A 20,492-nucleotide genomic window follows, 5' to 3' on the forward strand; every position below is an offset into this window, starting at 1 on the left:
CTGCTCGACCACCGCCAACTTAAAGGCCATCGTGTAGTCGCGCTGGGTGCGCTTGATCCCTGTATCCATCACATCTGCCCTCTCTCGGGTGCAAATGTGTCAACGCTGGGCAGGACGGGTCAAGGCAAGCAAAAGGGCCGCGCACTGCGCGGCCCTTTGTCATGGGTGCTGCCAGATATCGGCTGCCGGCCTGATCAGAGCAGCTTTTCGGCCAGGATGGCCACGATGCGCTCGGCCGCCTTGCCGTCCCACAGGGCTGGGCGGCGCCCGCGCTTGCCGCCGTGGCGGATGGCGTCCAGGGCCAGGGGGATGATCTTGGCGGGGTCGGTGCCGGCCAGCACATTGCTGCCTTCATCGACGGTGACCGGGCGCTCGGTGTTCTCGCGCATGGTGATGCAGGGAACGCCCAGGGCGGTGGTCTCTTCCTGCAGGCCGCCGCTGTCGGTCAGCACGACGACGGCGTCCTTCCACAAATGCAGGAAGGACATGTAGGCCTGCGGACGCATCAGGGTGACGTTGCGACCCAGGTCGACGCCGAACTTCTCGATGTTGGCGCGGGTGCGCGGGTGCACCGGGAAGATCAGCGGCAGTTCTTCCGAGACCGTGCGCAGCACGGTGGCGATGCGCTCCAGGGCCTCGGCGCTGTCGACGTTGGAGGGCCGGTGCAGAGTCACCACGCCGTAGCGCGGGTGGGCCTTCTTGTAGGCGTCGGTCTCCAGGCCCGAGGTGTCCATGGTCTTGAGCTTCTCGGCCTGGAAGAGCACGTTGTCGACCATCACATGGCCCACGTCGTAGACGATGGACATGTCCTTGCCTTCGCGCTTGAGGTGTTCGTAGCCGCTGGGCTCGGTGACGAAGAACCAGTCGGAGATGGCGTCCGTCACCAGGCGGTTGATTTCCTCGGGCATGCTCATGTCGCCGCTGCGCAGGCCCGCTTCCACATGGGCCACCGGCACGCAGGCCTTCTTGGCCACGACCGAGCAGGCCAGGGTGGAGTTCACGTCGCCCACGACCAGGCAGGCGGCGGGCTTCTCGGCGTTCACCAGGTCCTCGTAGGCTTGCATGATCTTGCCGGTCTGGGCAGCATGGCTGCCGCCGCCGCAGCCCAGGCGCACGTCGGGCTGGGGAATGCCGAGCTCCTCGAAGAAGACGTCATTCATGTCCCGGTCGTAGTGCTGGCCGGTGTGCACGATCTTCCAGGCCAGGCGGCCATCGGCCTGCAGCGCCCGCACGATGGGCGCGATCTTCATGAAGTTGGGGCGGGCGCCGGCGACGAGATGGATGCAGGGTTTGGACATGGGACAGGCCAGATGCGTTGTTGCCGGGCATTCTAGGCGGGGGGGCTGCCCGGACCGCGCTCCGGCGGCCTGCCTCCCCGCAGACGAGGGGCGGGTCGCGCGCGCTGGCGCCCTGCGCTCAGAAACCCGGGGTGCTGGCCAGGCCGGGTGCCTGTCGGTCCTTGTCCGCCAGCAGGGGCTTCAGGTCTTCCAGCGGCCATTGGATGCCGATGTCCGGGTCGTCCCAGGCCACGCAGGCTTCGCTGGCGGGGGCGTAATAGTCGCTGGTCTTGTAGAGAAAGTCGGCACTGTCGCTGAGCACCAGGAAACCATGGGCGAAGCCGGGCGGGATCCAGAGTTGGCGGTGGTTGTCGCTGCTGAGCTCGGTGCCGACCCAGCGGCCGAAACGGGGGCTGTCGCGGCGCAGGTCCACGGCCACGTCAAAGACACGCCCCTGAGCCACGCGCACCAGCTTGCCCTGGGCATGCGGCGCGCGCTGGTAGTGCAGACCGCGCAGCACCCCGCGCGCGGAGCGTGAGTGGTTGTCCTGGACGAAGCGGACCTCCTGCCCCACGGCCTGGTCGAAGGCCTGCTGGTTCCAGCTCTCCAGGAAGAAGCCGCGCGCATCGCCGAAGACGCGCGGTTCGAGCAGCAGGACCTCGGGAAGCGAGGTGGGCGTGATCTTCATCCGCCGGCCCGTTCGCGCAGCAGCTTCATCAGGTACTGGCCGTAGCCATTCTTCAGCATGGGCTTGGCCAGAAGCTCCAGCTGGCCCGCGTCGATCCAGCCGTTGCGGAAGGCGACTTCTTCCGGGCAGGCGACCTTCAGGCCCTGGCGCTTTTCCAGCGTCGCAATGAACTGGCTGGCATCGAGCAGGCTGTCGTGGGTGCCGGTGTCGAGCCAGGCGTAGCCCCGCCCCATGATCTCCACCTGCAGCTGCTGCTGGCGCAGATAGGTGGCATTGACGTCGGTGATCTCCAGCTCGCCGCGGGCGCTGGGGCGAATGTCGGCGGCGATGTCGCAGACCTGCTCGTCGTAGAAGTACAGGCCCGTGACGGCGTAATTGCTCTTGGGCTGCCTGGGCTTTTCCTCGATGGAAATGGCTTGCAGGTCAGGACCGAACTCGACCACGCCGTAGCGCTCGGGATCATTGACGTGGTAGGCGAACACCGTGGCGCCCACCGAGGTGTCCGCCGCGTGCTGCAGGATGTTCTGGAAGTCGTGCCCGTAGAAGATGTTGTCTCCCAGCACCAGGGCCGAGGGTGCGCCGTCCAGGAAGGAGCGGCCCAGCAGGAAGGCCTGGGCCAGGCCGTCGGGACTGGGCTGCACGCAGTACTGCAGGTTCAGCCCCCAGCGCGAGCCGTCGCCCAGCAGAGCCTCGAAGCGCGGCAGGTCCTGGGGGGTGCTGATGAGCAGGATGTCCTGCATGCCGCCCAGCATCAGCGTGCTCAGCGGGTAATAGACCATGGGCTTGTCATAGACCGGCAGCAATTGCTTGCTCATCGCCAGCGTGGCGGGATGCAGCCGGGTGCCCGAGCCTCCAGCCAGGATGATGCCTTTGCGCTTCTTCATGCAGACCTCCGAGGCCCAGAGCATGCCATGACGGCGGCATGATCAGCGCCGGATGAGGCGGCTGTTTTGCCCGGAGTTCTCAGGGCTCGCCCAGCCATTCCCGCAGCATGCGCCGTACGCCGGACTCCCAGGGCGGTAGCCGCAGGCCGAAGGCCGCCTCGAACCTGCGGCAATCCAGGCGCGAGTTCAATGGCCGGCGAGCCGGCGTGGGGTAGTCCGCGCTGGGGATGGCCTCGACGGCTTCGGGGCGGACCTTCAAGGACTGCCCGAGGGCCAGGGCCTCTTCCAGCACCAGACGGGCATAACCATGCCAGCTGGTCTCGCCGCGTGCGCTGACGTGGTAGAGGCCGCCCAGCCCGGGCGCCGCGGCCAGGGCACGCAAGGCATGGGCGCTGACATCCGCCAGCAGCTCCGCCCCCGTTGGTGCGCCGATCTGGTCGGCGATGACTCGCAGCTGCTCGCGCTCGCGGGCCAGTTTCACCATGGTCTTGGCGAAATTGCCGCCGCGGGCGGCGTGGACCCAGGACGTGCGCAGGATGAGGTGGCGACAGCCGCTGGCCTGTATGGCCTGCTCGCCCGCCAGCTTGGTCTGGCCGTAGACGCTCAGGGGGCCTGTCGCGGCCTGCTCATCGCGTGGGTCCTGGCCGCTGCCATCGAAGACGTAGTCGCTGCTGTAGTGCAGCAGCAGCGCCTGCGTGTCGCTGGCCACGCCGGCCAGGCGGGCGACGGCTTCTGCGTTGATGCGGTGGGCCAGCGCAGGCTCGCCCTCTGCCTTGTCGACCGCGGTATAGGCCGCCGCATTGACGATGACCGCGGGCGCCAGGGCACGGGCCAGGGCCTCGAGCCGTTCGGGCTCGGCGAGATCAGCGCCCTCGGCCCGGCCCGGGCAGTGCAGCTCGCCCAGCGGCGCCAGCGCCCGTTGCAGCTCCCAGCCGAGCTGGCCGTTGGCGCCGAGCAGGAGGATCTTCATGCGCCGTAGTGTTGCTGTACCCAGTCGCGGTAGGCGCCGGATTGCACCCGCTGCACCCATTCAGGGTGGTCCAGGTACCACTGCACCGTCTTGCGGATGCCGCTGGCAAAGGTCTCCGCGGGGCGCCAGCCCAGTTCGCGCTCGATCTTGCGAGCGTCGATGGCGTAGCGGCGGTCGTGGCCGGGCCGGTCCTTTACATAGGTGATCAGGCGGGCATAGGGGCCGGCCGCATCGGGCCGCAGCTCGTCCAGCAGGGCGCACACCGTCTTGACGATGTCGATGTTGGCCATCTCGTTCCAGCCGCCGATGTTGTAGGTCTCTCCCACGCGACCGCCAGCCAGCACGGCGCGCAGGGCCGAGGCGTGGTCGCGCACATAGAGCCAGTCGCGGATCTGCTGGCCGTCGCCATACACGGGCAGGGGCTTGCCCGCGAGGGCGTTGACGATCATCAGCGGGATCAGCTTCTCGGGGAAGTGGTAGGGCCCGTAGTTGTTGGAGCAGTTGGTGGTCAGCACCGGCAGGCCGTAGGTGTGGTGCCAGGCGCGCACCAGGTGGTCGCTGGCGGCCTTGGAGGCCGAGTAGGGGCTGTTGGGTTCGTAGGGATGGGTCTCGGCGAAGGCAGGATCTTCGGGCTTCAGCGAACCATAGACCTCGTCGGTGGAGACATGGTGGAAGCGGAATGCCTGGCGCTCGCCCTCGGGCAGGCCCTGCCAATGCTGGCGGGCTGCTTCCAGGAGGGTATAGCTGCCCTCGATATTGGTCTTGATGAAGGCGCCAGGGCCGCTGATGGAGCGGTCCACATGGCTCTCTGCGGCGAAGTGGATCAGCGCGCGCGGCCGGTGCTGGGCGAGCAAGCCTTCGACCAGGGGGCGGTCGCAGATGTCGCCCTGCACGAAGATGTGGCGGGCATCGCCGCGCAGCGTGGCCAGGTTCTCCAGATTGCCCGCATAGGTGAGGGCGTCCAGATTGACCACCGGCTCGTCCGACTGGGCCAGCCAGTCCAGGATGAAATTGCTGCCGATGAAACCGGCGCCGCCGGTGACCAGGATTGTCATGTCAGGACCTCAGGGCAAGACTGCCACGGTGGACGCTCATCCTAGCGGAGGGGCAGCGCTTCATTTCCGTCCATAACTGTCATCAAAACGGACAATATCGTCCTCTCCCAGGTAGGAGCCCGACTGCACTTCGATGATTTCCAGCGGCACCTTGCCCGGATTGGCCAGGCGGTGGACCTGGCCCAGGGGGATGTAGGTGCTCTGGTTCTCGGACAACAGCAGCACCTGGTCCCCGTTGGTGATCTCGGCGGTGCCGGAGACCACGATCCAGTGCTCGGCGCGGTGGTGGTGCATCTGCAGGCTCAGGGAGGCGCCGGGCTTGACCATGATGCGCTTGACCTGGAAGCGCTCGCCCATGTCGATGCTGTCGTACCAGCCCCAGGGGCGGTAGACCTTGCGGTGCAGGTTCTGCTCGGCGCGCTGGCGCTCGCTGAGCTGGCTGACGATCTTCTTGACGTCCTGGCTCTTGCTGCGATCGGCCACCAGCACGGCATCGGCGGTCTCGACGATGACGATGTTGTCCAGGCCGACGGCGCTGACCAGGCGGCTGGTCGCATGGACCAGGGTGTTGTGGCTGTCGGCCACGATGGCGTCACCCACGGTGGCATTGCCCGCGGCGTCCTTGGGCGCGACCTGCCAGACGGCATCCCAGGCGCCGAGGTCGTTCCAGCCGGCATCCAGCGGGACCATGTGCAAGGGGATGTCGCTGCCCGGGCAGTGCTCCATCACGGCGTAGTCCACCGATTCGGCCGGCACGGCGGCGAAGAGGGCCTTGTCGGGTCGCACGAAGAGGCCGTCGGGCTGGGCGCCCGCGAAGGCGGCGCGGGTGGCCACGTCGATGTCCGGCCGGAAGCGCAGCAAGGCCTGCAGCCAGGTGCTGGCGCGCATCACGAACATGCCGCTGTTCCAGAAGTAGTCGCCCGAAGCCAGGTAGGCCTCGGCGGTGGCGAGGTCGGGCTTCTCGACGAATCGCTCCACGCGCCATTGCTCGCCCTGGGCCTGGCTCTTGATGTAGCCGAAGCCGGTCTCGGGCCGGTCCGGCGTGATGCCCAGGATCACGATGCCCCCTTCCGCGGCCTGGCGCACGGCGCGCTGCAGGGCGGCGGTGAAGGCGGCTTCGTCGACCACGGTCTGGTCGGCTGGCGTCACGACCAGCACCGGGTCCTGGCCTGCGGCCAGGGCCTGCAGGGCGGCCAGGCTCACGGCGGGCGCGGTGTTGCGGCCCACGGGCTCCAGCAGCACGGCGGCGGTCTGGATCCTGGCGTCACGCAGCTGGTCCAGGACCAGGAAGCGGTGCTCCTCGTTGCCCACGATGAGGGCGGGCAGGGCACTGATGTCGGCCGAGGCCAGGCCGGCCACGCGCTGCACCGCCTGCTGGAACAGGCTCTGCGTGCCGGACAGCACCAGGAACTGCTTGGGGAAGCCCGCACGGGACAGCGGCCACAGGCGCGTGCCGCTGCCGCCGGCCATGATGACGGGTTGGATCTGGAGGATGCTCATGATCGTTCTCTGGGGGCGGCCGGGATGCCGGCAGGTGCGGGCATCCGGACGGTGTCCGAAGGGTCAGGCCTGGAAGCCCTGGGGGTTCATCGACTGCCAGCGCCAGCTGTCCTCGCACATGCGTTGCAGGTCGTGCTGTGCCCGCCAGCCCAGCAGGGCCTGCGCCTGGGCGGGGTCGGCATAGCAGGCGGCCACGTCGCCAGGGCGGCGGGCCACGATGTCGTAGGGCACGGGCCGGCCGCTGGCCTGCTCGTAGGCCTTGACCACCTCCAGCACGCTGTAGCCCCGGCCGGTGCCCAGATTGACGGTCAGCGAGCCGGGCTGGTCCAGCAGGCGGCGCAGGGCGGCCACGTGGCCCTCGGCGAGATCGCAGACGTGGATGTAGTCGCGCACGCCCGTGCCGTCCGGCGTGTCGTAGTCACTGCCAAAGACCTGCAGGCGCTCACGCCGTCCGACGGCCACCTGCGCCACATAGGGCATGAGGTTGTTGGGGATGCCGCGGGGGTCCTCGCCGATGCGGCCGCTCTCGTGCGCGCCGACGGGGTTGAAGTAGCGCAGGCAGGCGGACTGCCACAGCGGGTCGCAGGCGCCCTGGTCGCGCAGGATGGTCTCGCCCATCAGCTTGGTCGCGCCATAGGGGTTCACGGCGCTGACCGGGGCGTCCTCGGTCAGTGGCAGGCGCTCGGGCACCCCATAGACCGTGGCGCTGGAGCTGAACACGATGCGGCGGCAGCCGTGCTGCTGCATGGTCTCGCAGACGTTGACCAGGCTTCCGATGTTGTTCCGGTAGTAGCGCAGCGGCTGCTGGGTGGACTCGCCCACCGCCTTGAAGGCGGCAAAGTGCACGACGGCATCGGGGCGGTGGCGCTCGAAGACCTGGGCAAGGGCCGGCGTGCAAACGTCGACCTGCTCGAAGACCGGCGCCTGGCCGCTGAGCTCGCGCAGGCGCTCCAGCACCAGGGGCGAGCTGTTGGAGAAGTTGTCGATGCCCACCACCTCATGCCCGGCGGCCTGCAGGGCCAGCCAGGTGTGGGATGCGATGTAGCCGGCAGCGCCGGTCAGCAGGATCTTGGCCATGGGAGTCTCGGTGGGGTTCAGCGAAGCATCAGCTGTGCGCTGCAGCCAAAGGCATTGGCGCTGTAGGGCAGGGAGAACTGGGTCGATGCACTGCTGCGCTGCTCATGCGAGTACTGGCAGCCCAGCTGGGTGTTGCGCCAGGGCGTCCAACTGGCGCCCAGGGTCAGCACGCGGTTGCTGTCATGGCCCTCGATGGCCTGGCCCAGATTGCTGGTGTAGCGCAGCTCGCGGCGGGTGTTCAGCAGGGCGGCGTTGAGGGCGATCTTGGCCGACAGCTCGTAGTCCAGGCTGAAGCGCAGCGAGGTGCTGCTGCGGTTGTTTTCGGTGCGCACCAGGCCGGAGAGCATGCTGCTGCTGTCCAGCCCCGCGTCGCGGGCCAGTTGGGAGGACAGGCGCAGCTTGGTGCTGGGCTGCCAGTTCCATTGCAGCGAGGCGGTCAGGCCGCTGACGTTGTTGCCGGCGCTGGCGCCATAGGTCGTGCGGGCGTGACCCAGGCGGGCGTTGTAGCTGCTGGCGCCGCCGGGTTCCCAGTCCAGGGCCAGGCCCAGTTCCTTGCGGTCCAGGTCCTCGCCGATGCTGCCGGCGACCACGCGTTCATAGTAGCTGCCCCGGGTCATGCGGCCGCTGAGGCCCAGGCGCAGGCCGGGGCGCGGGCGATAGTTGAGGCCCAGATTGCTGCTGTGCTGGCGGTAGTTGTAGGGGCGGTAGCTGGCCAGGCTGTAGCGTTCGCGCAGCCACCCGGCGCCGCCCTCCACCTGCCAGGCGCCCCCAAGGCCGTAGCGGACCTGGGCATTGAGCTGCTCGTTGTGCTGCTCGTTGCGCTCGACCACGCTGGGCCGGTCGCCGGGATTGAAGGCTGCGAGCGAGCGGCTGGCGCTGCCGCCCAGGGTGCCGCTGAGCTTCTCGAAGGCCTCCCAGCTGTAGCCGCCCGAGAGGCTGTAGCCGCTGTTGTTCAGGGCGCTGTTGTGCCGGTAGCGCTGCTGGCGCAGGGCGGCATCCAGCACCAGGCGCTGGCGGCCGAAGGTCTGGTCCACTCCGGCCCTCAGACTGGCGCTGCCTACCCAGTCGCTGCTGTGCGGGCTGGCTTCACCGAGCCTGTAGAGGTTGGACACATGCGTCAGCCCCGCACCCACGCCGAGGTAGTAAGGATTGGTCTCGGCGCCTGCCGCCTGGCCCATCGCCTGCAGGGCGAGCAGGCATGACAGCGAGACTGCGCGCAGGGCGGGGCGGCGGCTGATGACTGAGGGCATGGGTGGCTTCGGCAGGGGTTGGCTTGCGGGGTGTTCAATAGGCATTGCGATCGAACACCACCAGGCGGATGGTGCGCGCGATGATCTGCAGGTCCAGGCCTAGCGACCAGTTGCGCAGGTACTCCAGATCGTATTCGACCCGTGCGCGCATCTTGTCCAGAGTATCGGTCTCCCCGCGCAGGCCATTGACCTGGGCCCATCCCGTGATCCCGGGCTTGACCTTGTGTCGGACCATGTAGGCTTTGATCAGCTCGCGGTACTGCTCGTTGTGGGCCACGGCATGCGGGCGCGGCCCGACGATGCTCATTCGCCCCTGCAGCACATTGAAGAACTGCGGCAGCTCGTCCAGCGAGGTGCGGCGCAGGAAGGCGCCGAAGGGCGTGATGCGGGGGTCGTCGCGGGTGGCTTGCCGGATCTCGTCCCCGGCTTCCATGACGCGCATCGATCGGAACTTGTAGACCTTGATCTCCTCGCCGTCCAGGCCATTGCGCCGCTGCTTGTAGAGCACCGGCCCAGGCGAGCTGAGCTTGACGCCCAGGGCGATCAGCAGCATCAGCGGCGCTACCAGCAGCAGGATCAGACTGGCCAGCACCAGATCGCTGATGCGCTTGACCAGTTCGTTGCTGCCGGTGAAGGGCGTGTCACAAATGCCGACGACCGCCATGCCGTTGAGATCCTGCAACCGACCCTGGATGATGCTGATGCCGAACACGTCGGGCACGAAGAACAGCGAGGCCGTCGTGCCCTGCAGTCGCTCCAGCAGGGTCACGATGCGGGGCTGGGAGCCCAGGGGCAGTGTGATGTAGACCTCGCGGACATTGTGGGCGCGGATGTAGTCCGCCAGCCCGTCCAGCGCGCCCAGGTGGTGCTCCCGGGCCTCGGCATGGACGCGCTCGCCGCGCCGGTCGTCGAAGTAGCCCAGCAGCTCCCGGCCGTGGGTGCCGTCAGTCTGCAATGCCCGGGCGACCTTGGCCCCCAGGGCACCGGCACCCACGATCACGGCTGCGCTGCGCGCCTGCGGCTGGCGAGCCCGCCAGCGAAGCAGCCGGTGGCCCAGCCCCACGCTGGCCCACTGCAGCAGGGGCGTCAGCACGGCCCACCAGGTCAGCACGCGGGCATCAAAGTAGCCCAGGCTGCTGGTGGCGTAGCCGAAGCTCCAGAGGATGGCCAGCAGCACGGCCCAGGCGCTGAGGATGTCGGTGATGGCGCTGACCGGATGGGTGGAGAAGCGGTCCCGGCCGGGAAAGGTGAGGGTGAGGACGAGCAGGCACAACACGTAGCTGGCCCGGATGACGGGCTCGCCGAACCAGGCATTGACGGCCAGGAAGACGGCGACGGTGATGCCGGGCTCCAGAAAGGCCGCGACCAAGGCCGGGACCGACTGGGGGGCGCTGTAGAAAGTTCTGGTGTGGCTGCGGTCCTCGAACATCTGGCTGGGGCTCCGGGCGCCGGGTGTGCACAGCCCAGGTCCTGCTGGGCCGGCCGGCGGTCGATTCTCCCTCAAGACGTTGAGGGGGTCGGGTCTTGACCCTCTGCAGGCTCCTCGCGGCCGGCCTGCCTACAATCCGCCCATGATTCAAGACTGGTCGACGCTTCTCGCGCCGGCGGTGCAGGACCGCATCGCCCTCCTGCTCAACCACGTCCTCTCCCGCGAAAGCGTGGCGACGGACCGCCTGCGCCCCCACGCGGGCCGCGTGCTGCGCGTGCATCTGGCCGGCTGGCCGGCCCTGCTGCCAGCGGCGCCGGACATGCTGCTGGCCATCACGCCTGCCGGCCTGCTGGAGCGTCTGGACGGCGCGCCGCAGGAGGCCCTGCGCATCGAGGTCGATGCCAGCAACCCGGCGGCCCTGGCCCTGGGCGCCCTCAGTGGCACCAAGCCCGGCGTGCAGGTGCAGGGCGACGCCGCCCTGGCCGGCGACATCAGCTGGTTGATGGACAACCTGCGCTGGGACATCGAAGACGACCTGGCCAAGCTGGTCGGCCCTCTGCCTGCCCGCCAACTGGCCCGCTGGGGTGAGGCCGCGGCCCAGGCCTGTGGTGCCCTGGCGCGGGGTGCCGCCGGGCTGATGAAGTCCCGCGGCGCCTGAGATCGCCCACCATGCGCTATTTCGCCCGCCTGCTGGTCATCAGCTGGACCATCTTCAAGTACGGCCTGGATGAGCTGGCGCTGTCCGGCTTTCGCCGCCACCGGCTGCTGGGCCTGCTGCATCGCATGGTGTCCCTGGGGCGGGCCTGGGAGCTGCCGCGTGGCGTGCGTCTGCGCCTGGCGCTGGAGCAGCTCGGCCCCATCTTCGTCAAGTTCGGCCAGGTGCTGTCCACCCGGCGCGACCTCGTGCCCGATGACATGGTCGAGGAGCTGGCCAAGCTCCAGGACCGGGTGCCACCCTTCCCGGCGGCGCAGTCCCGCGCCCTGGTGGAGAAGGCCTTCGGCCAGCGCATCGAGGATCTTTTTGCCACCTTCGAGGCCGAGCCGGTGGCCAGCGCCTCCATCGCCCAGGTGCACTTCGCCACGCTCAAGGACGGGCGCGAGGTGGCGGTGAAGGTGCTGCGCCCGGGCATGCTGGATGTCATCGAGGACGATCTTGCCCTGCTGCGCACGCTGGCCGGCTGGGTGGAGCGTGTCTCGGCCGATGGCCGGCGCCTGAAGCCCCGCGAGGTGGTGGCCGAGTTCAACAACTACCTGCACGACGAGCTGGACCTGGTGCGCGAGGCGGCCAACGCCACCCAGCTGCGCCGCAATATGGACGGCCTGGGCCTGGTCCTGGTGCCCGAGATGATCTGGGAGCTGTGCACCCAGCAGGTCATCGTGATGCAGCGCATGCACGGCGTACCCATCTCGCAGACCCAGCGCCTGCGCGAGGCGGGGGTGGACATCCCCAAGCTGGCGCGCGACGGTGTCACCATCTTCTTCACCCAGGTCTTCCGCGACGGCTTCTTCCACGCCGACATGCACCCGGGCAACATCCAGGTGAGCCTGGATCCGGCCACCTTCGGCCGCTACATCGCCCTGGACTTCGGCATCATCGGCACGCTGACCGAGGTCGACAAGGAATACCTGGCGCAGAACTTCATCGCCTTCTTCCGACGTGACTACAAGCGCGTGGCCGAGCTGCACATCGAGTCTGGCTGGGTGCCGGCCTCCACGCGGGTCGATGAGCTGGAGGGTGCGGTCCGGGCGGTCTGCGAGCCGCACTTCGACCGGCCGCTGAAGGACATCTCCCTGGGCCAGGTGCTGATGCGCCTGTTCCAGACCTCGCGCCGCTTCAATGTGGAGATCCAGCCCCAGCTGGTGCTGCTGCAGAAGACCCTGCTCAATATCGAGGGCCTGGGCCGGCAGCTGGACCCTGAGCTGGACCTCTGGGCCACGGCCAAGCCCTTCCTGGAGCGCTGGATGAACGAGCAGGTGGGCTGGCGGGCCCTGCTCAACGGCATCAAGAAGGAAGCGCCGCGCTATGCGCAGTTCTTCCCGGAGTTTCCCCGCCTGCTGCATGACGCACTGAAGCGCCAGGGCCAGTCCGGCGAGGAGGCCGCCGTGCTGCGTGCCCTGCTGGTGGAACAGCGCCGCACCAACCGCCTGCTGATGGGCTTCCTGCTGGCCCTGGGCGGCTTCGTGCTGGGCCTGCTGGCCACGCCCTGGCTCCTGCGCTTCTGGACTTCCCTGATGCATTGAAGCCGGGGGGCGATTTCGCCCCCGGCTCGCGGATAATGCGCGCTTTTGAGCGCCGATCCGACCGTGTCGGGCGCACCTCCCGATTCTTTTGCCACGCCCTTCAGCCGGGGCCTCTGACATGAACACCACGCTGATCGTCTTTGTCGTGCTCTACCTGCTGGGCACCCTGGCCCTGGGCGTCTGGGCCGGTACCCGCATCAAGAACACCAGCGACTTCGCCATCGCCGGCCGCAGCCTGCCGCTGATCATGGTCATCACGACCACCTTCGCGACCTGGTTCGGCGCCGAGACCGTGATGGGCATCCCCGCCAAGTTCGTGCAGGGCGGCCTCAACGCCATCGTGGAAGACCCCTTCGGCGCCGGCACCTGCCTGATCCTGGTGGGCGCCTTCTTCGCGACCAAGCTCTACCGCCAGAACCTGCTGACCATCGGCGACTTCTACCGCCAGCGCTACGGCAAGGGCGTGGAGGTGTTCTGCTCGGCGGCCATCATCCTGAGCTACCTGGGCTGGGTGGCGGCGCAGATCACGGCCCTGGGGCTGGTCTTTTCGGTGCTGACCAACGGCGCCATGAGCGAGACCGCTGGCATGATCGTCGGCACGCTGGCCGTGCTGATCTACGTCGTGATCGGTGGCTTCCTGGCCGTGGCCTGGACGGACTTCATCCAGATGATCGTGCTGGTGGTCGGCCTGTCGGTGATCGCCGTGTTCTCGGCGGACCTGGCTGGCGGCGCGGGCAAGGTGCTGGACCTGGCCCAGAACAAGGAGCTGTTCAAGTTCCTGCCCGAGCCCAAGTTCACGGACGTGGCCATGTTCATCGGCGCGGCCGTGACCATGATGCTGGGCTCCATCCCGCAGCAGGACGTGTTCCAGCGCGTCATGTCCGCCAAGGACGAGAAGACCGCCCGCAACGGCGCCATGATAGGCGGCGCCAGCTACATCCTCTTCGCCGCCGTGCCCATGTTCATCGTGGCCAGCGCCGTGGTGGTGATGGGCCAGGAGGCCCTGGACATCGCCAAGGACGACTACCAGAAGCTGCTGCCCACCTTCGTGCTGACCAAGATGCCCCTGCTCATGCAGATTCTGTTCTTCGGGGCCCTGCTGTCAGCCATCAAGAGCACCTCCTCGGCCACGCTGCTGGCGCCCTCGACCAGCTTCGTGGAGAACATCCTGAAGAACCTGCGGCCGCACATGGGCGACAAGCAGCAGCTGCTGTCCATGCGCCTGACCATCATCATCTTTGCCGGCCTGGTGCTGGCCTATGCCATCGCGATGAAGGGCACCTCGATCTACGAGCTGGTGTCCTCGGCCTACCAGGTGACCCTGGTCGGCGCCTTCGTGCCCCTGGTCTTCGGCCTGTACTGGAGCCGCGCGACCACCCAGGGCGCCATCTTCTCCCTGGTCGGGGGCATAGGGGTGTGGATCGCCTTCCTGCCCCAGGTCAGCGTGCTGGGCGAGGTCTTCCCGGGCCAGCTGGCCGGCCTGCTGACGGGCATCGTGGCCATGGTCTTTGGTTCGCTGGCCCCGCAGTGGCTGAAGAACCGCCACGAGCACAAGCACCACGTCAAGGGCCTGCCGGACGAGGCCCAGGCCTGAGGTCCGCTGCCCTGGAGGCGGCTTGGCCAGGGCTTGAAAGCGCGGCAAAGGCCCGCATCTGGGCCCTGCGGATGGGCTCCGGGCCCGTTCCTGGGGTGGGGGTTGCCGGTCGGCCCCTATAATTTCGCCTTTTTGATCAACAGCTTAGAACATCATGCCGATCTATGCTTACCGCTGTGATTCATGCGGTCACGCCAAAGACGTGCTGCAAAAGCTCTCTGACGCACCGCTGAGCACCTGCCCGGCCTGTGGCGCCGAGGCCTTCCAGAAGCAGATCACCGCAGCCGGCTTCCAGCTCAAGGGCTCCGGCTGGTATGTGACCGATTTCAAGGGTGGCAGTGGTGGCAGTTCCGCCACCGCCACGTCCACCGGCGCCGCCGCGGCGCCGGCGGCTGCTGAAGCCGCCAGCGCCAGCAGCACCGACGGCACCTCGTCCAGCGGCGGCACGCCCTGCGGCGGCTCCTGCGCCTGCCACTGAGCAGCCGGCTCCAGCACCTCATCACAGGGAACCCAGTGAGAAAGTACATCATCGCCGGCCTCCTGGTCTGGCTCCCCTTGGCGATCACCATCTGGGTCCTGAACCAGGTCCTGGGGGTCGTCAACGGCGTCTTTCATTCGCTGCTGGGCGCCCTGGCGCTGGTCATGCCGGCCAGCCTGCGGGAGAACATCCTGGGCCTGGGCTCGATTCCGGGCCTGGGCGTGCTGATCCTGGCCCTGGCCCTGTTCCTGACCGGCATGTTCGTGGCGAACATGTTCGGCCAGTGGTGGCTGCGGCAGTGGGACAAGCTGCTGTCCAGCATCCCCATCGTCAAGAGCATCTACAGCTCGGTCAAGCAGGTTTCGGACACGCTCTTTTCCAGCAGCGGCAACGCCTTCCGCGAGGCCGTGCTCGTGCAGTACCCGCGTGAGGGGTCCTGGACCATTGCCTTCGTGACCGGTCAGCCCGGCGGCGAGGTGGCCCAGCATCTTCCTGGCGAACACCTGAGCCTTTACGTCCCGACCACGCCCAACCCGACCTCGGGCTTCTTCCTGATGGTCTCGCGCGACCAGATCCGCCCGCTGGCCATGAGCGTGGACGAGGCGCTCAAGTACATCATCTCCATGGGTGTCGTGGCTCCCGCTGCGGCCGAGCCCAACGGACGAAATCAACCGGGTTGAGCACCAGGCATGTGCTCAATCCTCAGGGCCTGAGGCCCCCCAGCGCCGACACGAACACTTCTGCAGGCCGCGCGCCCACTGAGCGCCGCGGCTGCCATCCAAGAATCTCCGGAGAACTTTTATGCGTACCTGCTATGCCGGCCAAGTCAGCGAAAAGCTGCTCGACCAGACCGTGACCCTGATGGGCTGGGCCCACCGTCGCCGCGACCACGGCGGCGTGATCTTCATCGACCTGCGCGACCGCGAAGGCCTGGTGCAGATCGTCTGCGACCCGGACCGCCCCGACATGTTCAAGACCGCCGAGGGCGTGCGTAACGAGTTCTGCCTGAAGGTCGTGGGCAAGGTCCGCGCCCGCCCGGCTGGTACCGAGAACGCTGGTCTGGTCAGCGGCAAGGTGGAAGTGCTGTGCCACGAGCTGGAAGTGCTGAACCCCAGCGTCACGCCTCCCTTCCAGCTGGACGACGAGAACCTCTCCGAGACCACGCGCCTCACGCACCGCGTGCTGGACCTGCGCCGCCCCTACATGCAGAACAACCTGAAGCTGCGCTACCGCGTGGCCATGGAGTGCCGCAAGTACCTGGACGAGCAGGGCTTCATCGACATCGAGACCCCCATGCTCACCAAGAGCACCCCGGAAGGCGCTCGCGACTACCTGGTCCCCAGCCGCGTGCACGACGGCATGTTCTTCGCGCTGCCCCAGTCGCCCCAGCTCTTCAAGCAGCTGCTGATGGTGGCCGGCTACGACCGCTACTACCAGATCACCAAGTGCTTCCGTGACGAGGACCTGCGCGCCGACCGCCAGCCCGAATTCACCCAGATCGACATCGAGACCTCCTTCCTGACCGAGGAAGAGATCCGCGCGATGTTCGAGGGCATGATCCGCCACGTCTTCAAGAAGGCCATGGACGTGGAGCTGGGCGACTACCCGGTGATGAAGTACGCCGAGGCCATGCACCGCTTCGGCTCGGACAAGCCCGACCTGCGCGTCAAGCTGGAGTTCACCGAGCTGACCGACGTCATGGGCGACGTGGACTTCAAGGTCTTCTCCACCCCCGCCACCACCCCCGGCGGCCGCGTGGTGGCCCTGCGCGTGCCCGGCGGTGCCGAGCTCTCGCGTGGTGACATCGACAGCTACACCGAGTTCGTCAAGATCTACGGCGCCAAGGGCCTGGCCTGGATCAAGGTCAACGAGGTGGCCAAGGGCCGCGAGGGGCTGCAGTCGCCCATCGTCAAGAACCTGCACGACGCCGCCATCCAGGCCATCCTGACGCGTACCGGCGCCCAGGACGGCGACATCCTCTTCTTCGGCGCCGACAAGGCCAAGATCGTCAACGACGCCATCGGCGCCCTGCGCCTGAAGGTGGGCCACAGCGAGTTCGCCAAGGCCAAGGGCCTGTTCGAGGACCGCTGGGCACCGCTGTGGGTGGTCGACTTCCCCATGTTCGAGCACGACGAGGACGAGAAGCGCTGGAACGCCGTGCACCACCCCTTCACCGCCCCCAAGGACGGTCACGAGGACTACATGGCCACCGACCCGGGCAAGTGCGTGGCCAAGGCCTACGACATGGTCCTGAACGGCTGGGAGCTGGGCGGCGGCTCGGTGCGTATCCACCGCGCTGAAGTCCAGGCCAAGGTCTTCGAGGCCCTCAACATCACGCCGGAAGAGCAGCGCATCAAGTTCGGCTTCCTGCTGGACGCCCTGCAGTACGGCGCGCCCCCGCACGGCGGCCTGGCCTTCGGCCTGGACCGTCTGGTGACGCTGATGACCAAGGCCGAGTCCATCCGCGACGTGATCGCCTTCCCCAAGACCCAGCGTGCGCAGTGCCTGCTGACCGGCGCGCCGAGCAACGTCGACGAGAAGCAGTTGCGCGAGCTGCACATCCGTCTGCGCAATGCGGCGGCCGCGACGGGGGCTTGAGTGATGCGGTGATGCCGCGGGCATCGATCGCAGGTAAGGGCAGCTTCGGCTGCCCTTTTTCCTTGGCGCTTGGCGAGCACCCTCCCAACCCCCGGCCCCTCCAGCCCGATGAGCATCACCCTTCGACCTGTCACGGCGGACAACTTCGATGAAGTGGCCTGTCTGCCGCTCCTGGCGTATCAGCGCGCCTATCTGGCGAGCAATGCGTACTCCATCGCGGAAGCCAGCTTCTTCCCTCATCTCGTGACCCGCGCGGTCTACGCGGACGAACGCCCGGTCGGTTTCATGATGTATGCCAAGCCGGCCCCTGGCGATGAGTCGGGTGAGTTCGGCATCTGGCGCTTCATGATCAGTTCAGACCATCAGGGCAAGGGGCATGGCCGCAAGGCACTGGAACTCCTGCTCACGGAAATGCGGGCCTGCGCCGGTCTCCGTCGCATCTCCATCTCATACCTGCCGCAGAACGAGCATGCCAGGCGCTTCTATGCGTCCTTCGGTTTTCTTGAGACCGAGATCGACGAAGACGGCGAGATGGTGGCCGTCCTGTCTTGCGAGGGCAGCGTCGGCGCGGGGCTCTGAAGCCGCTGGCACGATCCCTGTGCAGGGGCGCGCTCCACTGGCAGGTCGCCGGGTCCCCCATCCCCGGGGGGCAAACACACATTTGGTAAAGAATTTCACCCGTCCGCTCCACGAGAATCCCCGCCCAGACCCATAACAAGCTGCCCCCGGGGAGTTCCACCATGACCATCCGACACCTGCCTGCACTGGCACTCCTGCTCCTCCTGGCCGCCTGCGGCAAGCAAGGCGCCAAGCTGGGCGAGGGCAGCTCCGAGATCACCGGCTCGGCCGGCGCGGCCGGCGCGCAGCAGGCCAGCAAGGAACTGGTGAAGTGCGACGCCCCGGTGGCGACGCTGGCCCTGGTCGAGAACCCCAACGGCTACACCGTCTCCAGCAGCTACGGCCTGCCCAGCTCGCCCGTGCCCCTGATCCGCCTGCTGGCCCAGCAGAGCGGCTGCTTCCGCGTGGTGGACCGCTCGGCCGGACTCAAGGCCACGATCAAGGAGCAGGAGCTCAAGGACGCCGGCATCCTGCGCCAGCAAGGCAGCACCGTGCACAAGGGTCGCGGCTACGAGGCCCAGTACAGCCTCACGCCCAGCCTCACCTTCAGCGAGCAGAACGCCGGCCGCGAGGTGGGCGGGCTGATGGCGCAGATCCCCGTGCTCAACAAGTTCGTGGCCGCAGCCGAGCAGGTCAAGCTCAAGGAGGCCCAGGTGGCCCTGCTGCTGACCGACAACGAGACCACCGAGCAGCTCGCCGCCGCCACCGGCTCCGTCCGCGTGACGGACCTGGGCATGGGCGGCCTGGTGGTGGGCAAGCTGGGGGGGGCCGGCGGTGCCGGCTGGGCCAACAGCAACGAGGGCAAGGTGATCGCCGCTGCCTTCCTGGATGCCCACAACAAGCTGGTCGTGCAGGTACGCGAGCTGGCCGCCAAGGACCTGCCGCCGCCGGTGGCCACCAAGCACGGCAAGACCTGACACGGCAAGACCTGCCCCCAACCGGGGTATTGCCCCCGGTGCCGCTGCGGCCTTGGAAGGCGGCTCACAATGGCCCAGCGGACTCCCGTGCAGGGTCCGGGGAGGATGCCATGCCCCTCGTCACCATCACCATCCAGGCGCCCAAATCGCCCGAGTTCAAGCGCAAGGCCCTGGACGCCGTGCATGCCGCGCTGGTCTCGGTGGGCGTGCCCGAGGCCGATCGCTTCCAGCGCGTGCTGGAGCTCGCGCCCGAGGACTTTCTCTTCGACGCCCACTACCCCGACACCGCCCGCCCGCGCGGCCCGGACTTCGTGCTGGTCGAGCTGCTGTGGTCGGTGGGGCGCAGTGTCAAGGTCAAGCGCCAGATGCTGGCCGAACTGGTCCGCCTCTGGGAGGCGGCCGGCCTGGATGCCGAGCAGCTGATGCTGGTCATCAAGGAGACGCAGTGGGAGAACTGGTCCTTTGCCGGGGGCCGATTGCTGCACACCTGACCCGGCCTTGACGCCCCGTGTGGGACAGCGCCGCCAGGGCTGGGCTATGCTTCCACGCATGCCTGCCAGTCCCGCTGTTCATCCCGCCGCCCCTGTTGTGGCGGCCGACCGCCCGTACAAGATCCCGGAGTCCGTGCTGGTCGTGATCCACACGCCGGACCTGCAGGTGCTGATGCTGGAACGCGCCGACCGCCCCGGCTTCTGGCAGTGCGTGACCGGCTCCAAGGACAGGCCGGACGAGGCTCTGCCCGACACGGCCTGCCGCGAGGTGCAGGAGGAGACGGGCATCTGCGTCGGCAGCCCCGCGGTGCCGCGAGCAGCCCTGCAGGACTGGGCGCTGGCCAATGTCTACGAGATCTACCCTGTCTGGCGCCACCGCTACGCCCCTGGGGTGACGAAGAACACCGAGCATGTCTTCGGCCTCACGGTGCCTGCCGGCACGCCGGTGACCCTGGCCCCGCGCGAGCACCTGCAGTACCGCTGGTTGCCCTGGCGCGAGGCGGCTGATCTTTGCTTCTCGCCCTCCAACGCCGAGGCCATCCTGCACCTGGCCCGTTTCAGTGGCGGCGCCGCGCTGGCGTCTGATGGGGAGGTCCGCTGATGCGTACCGGTGTCTTCCGCCATTCCAGCTTCGCGCCCGAGCCGCCCTCGGCCCGCACGGCCGATCACCCGGCCCGGCTCAAGGTGGCCACCTACAACATCCACAAGGGCGTGCGCGGCCTGGGGCCCACCAAGCGCCTGGAGATCCACAACCTGGGCCTGGGCATCGAGGCCCTGGAGGCCGACCTGGTTTTCCTGCAGGAGGTGCGGCACTTCCACCACCGCGAGGCGCGCCAGTTCGACCACAGCTTCTTCGGCTGGCCCGAGGAAGGACAGGCTGACTTCCTGGCGCCGGACGGCTACCAGGTCGCCTACCGCACCAATGCCGTGACCAAGCACGGCGAGCACGGCAATGCGCTGCTGTCCCGCTTCCCGCTGGGGGACATCGGCCACCACGACGTCTCCGATCACCGCTTCGAGCAGCGCGGCCTGCTGCACGTGCCCGTGCGCTGGCAGGGGCAGGAGCTGCATGCGGTGGTGGCCCACCTGGGCCTGATGCACAGCAGCCGCGTGCGCCAGGTGCAGCGGCTGGCCGAGTTCATCGACGCCCATGTGCCGGCCGGCGCGCGGCTCATCGTGGCGGGCGACTTCAACGACTGGGGCGAGCGCCTGGACCCGGCCATGCGCGACTGCGGCCTGCTCCGCGCCGAGGACCCGACGGGCCGCGCGCGCCCAGCCACCTTTCCCTCGCGGGTGCCGGTGTTCGCACTGGACCGCATCTACACCCGGGGCCTGAGCTGCCACCGGCTCAAGGTGCCGCGCGGCAGCAGCTGGGCCCGCATGTCGGACCACCTGCCCCTGCTGGCGGAGCTGGAGCTGGCCTGA

Annotated in this window: 20 protein-coding genes; 11 read left to right on the forward strand and 9 right to left on the reverse strand. The window is 68.0% G+C overall.

Going from position 1 to position 20,492, the window contains the following annotated elements; genetic code table 11:
* Positions 1-194: 194 nt before the first annotated feature.
* The 9 genes from wecB to ACS5PK_RS16760 all read right to left on the reverse strand — a co-directional run bounded on the left by wecB (position 195) and on the right by ACS5PK_RS16760 (position 10,130).
* Positions 195-1,298, reverse strand: coding sequence for a non-hydrolyzing UDP-N-acetylglucosamine 2-epimerase (wecB, locus tag ACS5PK_RS16720; RefSeq protein ID WP_439441391.1), 1,104 nt, complete (start codon positions 1,296-1,298; stop codon positions 195-197).
* A 118-nt stretch (positions 1,299-1,416) separates the two neighbouring features.
* Positions 1,417-1,965, reverse strand: a complete 549-nt coding sequence (gene rfbC, locus ACS5PK_RS16725) for a dTDP-4-dehydrorhamnose 3,5-epimerase (RefSeq protein ID WP_439441392.1) — start codon at positions 1,963-1,965, stop codon at positions 1,417-1,419.
* The gene (gene rfbA, locus ACS5PK_RS16730) at positions 1,962-2,849 is read right to left on the reverse strand and encodes a glucose-1-phosphate thymidylyltransferase RfbA (RefSeq protein WP_439441393.1); all 888 of its coding nucleotides are present in this window, start codon (positions 2,847-2,849) and stop codon (positions 1,962-1,964) included. The genes rfbC and rfbA overlap by 4 nt, the downstream gene beginning before the upstream one ends.
* Before the next feature lie 79 nt (positions 2,850-2,928).
* Positions 2,929-3,819: a dTDP-4-dehydrorhamnose reductase gene (gene rfbD / locus ACS5PK_RS16735; RefSeq protein WP_439441394.1), complete on the reverse strand. Its 891-nt coding sequence runs from the start codon at positions 3,817-3,819 to the stop codon at positions 2,929-2,931.
* Positions 3,816-4,874, reverse strand: a complete 1,059-nt coding sequence (gene rfbB / locus ACS5PK_RS16740) for a dTDP-glucose 4,6-dehydratase (RefSeq protein ID WP_439441395.1) — start codon at positions 4,872-4,874, stop codon at positions 3,816-3,818. Before rfbB ends, rfbD begins: the two co-directional genes overlap by 4 nt.
* A gap of 60 nt (positions 4,875-4,934) precedes the next feature.
* A complete protein-coding gene (locus tag ACS5PK_RS16745) occupies positions 4,935-6,374 on the reverse strand; it encodes a mannose-1-phosphate guanylyltransferase/mannose-6-phosphate isomerase (RefSeq protein ID WP_439441396.1) in 1,440 nt (479 codons plus the stop codon).
* A gap of 63 nt (positions 6,375-6,437) precedes the next feature.
* Positions 6,438-7,451 (reverse strand): UDP-glucose 4-epimerase GalE, encoded by a 1,014-nt coding sequence (gene galE / locus ACS5PK_RS16750; protein ID WP_439441397.1) that lies wholly within the window; start codon positions 7,449-7,451, stop codon positions 6,438-6,440.
* Positions 7,452-7,468: 17 nt separating this feature from the next.
* Positions 7,469-8,701: a hypothetical protein gene (locus tag ACS5PK_RS16755; RefSeq protein ID WP_439441398.1), complete on the reverse strand. Its 1,233-nt coding sequence runs from the start codon at positions 8,699-8,701 to the stop codon at positions 7,469-7,471.
* 34 nt (positions 8,702-8,735) lie between these two features.
* Positions 8,736-10,130, reverse strand: coding sequence for an undecaprenyl-phosphate glucose phosphotransferase (locus tag ACS5PK_RS16760; RefSeq protein WP_439441399.1), 1,395 nt, complete (start codon positions 10,128-10,130; stop codon positions 8,736-8,738).
* A 142-nt stretch (positions 10,131-10,272) separates the two neighbouring features.
* Here ACS5PK_RS16760 and ACS5PK_RS16765 point away from each other — a divergent pair, with 142 nt between their 5' ends.
* The 11 genes from ACS5PK_RS16765 (at position 10,273) to ACS5PK_RS16815 (ending at position 20,492) form a co-directional block, all read left to right on the forward strand.
* The gene (locus ACS5PK_RS16765) at positions 10,273-10,788 is read left to right on the forward strand and encodes a hypothetical protein (RefSeq protein ID WP_439441400.1); all 516 of its coding nucleotides are present in this window, start codon (positions 10,273-10,275) and stop codon (positions 10,786-10,788) included.
* Positions 10,789-10,799: 11 nt separating this feature from the next.
* Positions 10,800-12,371, forward strand: coding sequence for a ubiquinone biosynthesis regulatory protein kinase UbiB (gene ubiB, locus ACS5PK_RS16770; protein ID WP_439441401.1), 1,572 nt, complete (start codon positions 10,800-10,802; stop codon positions 12,369-12,371).
* 118 nt (positions 12,372-12,489) lie between these two features.
* Positions 12,490-13,965, forward strand: coding sequence for a sodium:solute symporter family protein (locus tag ACS5PK_RS16775; RefSeq protein ID WP_439441402.1), 1,476 nt, complete (start codon positions 12,490-12,492; stop codon positions 13,963-13,965).
* Between the two features lie 154 nt (positions 13,966-14,119).
* A complete protein-coding gene (locus tag ACS5PK_RS16780; RefSeq protein ID WP_439441403.1) occupies positions 14,120-14,443 on the forward strand; it encodes an FmdB family zinc ribbon protein in 324 nt (107 codons plus the stop codon).
* Between the two features lie 35 nt (positions 14,444-14,478).
* Positions 14,479-15,123, forward strand: a complete 645-nt coding sequence (locus ACS5PK_RS16785; RefSeq protein ID WP_439441404.1) for a DUF502 domain-containing protein — start codon at positions 14,479-14,481, stop codon at positions 15,121-15,123.
* A 121-nt stretch (positions 15,124-15,244) separates the two neighbouring features.
* Positions 15,245-17,041 carry an aspartate--tRNA ligase gene (gene aspS / locus ACS5PK_RS16790; protein WP_439441405.1) on the forward strand — a complete coding sequence of 599 codons (1,797 nt, stop codon included), beginning with the start codon at positions 15,245-15,247 and terminating at the stop codon, positions 17,039-17,041.
* A 108-nt stretch (positions 17,042-17,149) separates the two neighbouring features.
* A complete protein-coding gene (locus ACS5PK_RS16795) occupies positions 17,150-17,620 on the forward strand; it encodes a GNAT family N-acetyltransferase (protein WP_439441406.1) in 471 nt (156 codons plus the stop codon).
* A gap of 161 nt (positions 17,621-17,781) precedes the next feature.
* Entirely contained in the window at positions 17,782-18,576 is a 795-nt protein-coding gene (locus ACS5PK_RS16800) for a CsgG/HfaB family protein (protein WP_439441407.1), read from the forward strand.
* Positions 18,577-18,686: 110 nt separating this feature from the next.
* Positions 18,687-19,067, forward strand: coding sequence for a tautomerase family protein (locus ACS5PK_RS16805; RefSeq protein WP_439441408.1), 381 nt, complete (start codon positions 18,687-18,689; stop codon positions 19,065-19,067).
* Between the two features lie 58 nt (positions 19,068-19,125).
* Positions 19,126-19,668, forward strand: coding sequence for a dihydroneopterin triphosphate diphosphatase (gene nudB, locus ACS5PK_RS16810; RefSeq protein WP_439441409.1), 543 nt, complete (start codon positions 19,126-19,128; stop codon positions 19,666-19,668).
* On the forward strand, positions 19,668-20,492 hold the full coding sequence (locus ACS5PK_RS16815) for an endonuclease/exonuclease/phosphatase family protein (RefSeq protein ID WP_439441410.1): 825 nt from the start codon (positions 19,668-19,670) through the stop codon (positions 20,490-20,492). Before nudB ends, ACS5PK_RS16815 begins: the two co-directional genes overlap by 1 nt.

The sequence above is a fragment of the Roseateles sp. DB2 genome (assembly GCF_051857535.1).
Classification (GTDB): domain Bacteria; phylum Pseudomonadota; class Gammaproteobacteria; order Burkholderiales; family Burkholderiaceae_C; genus Roseateles_B.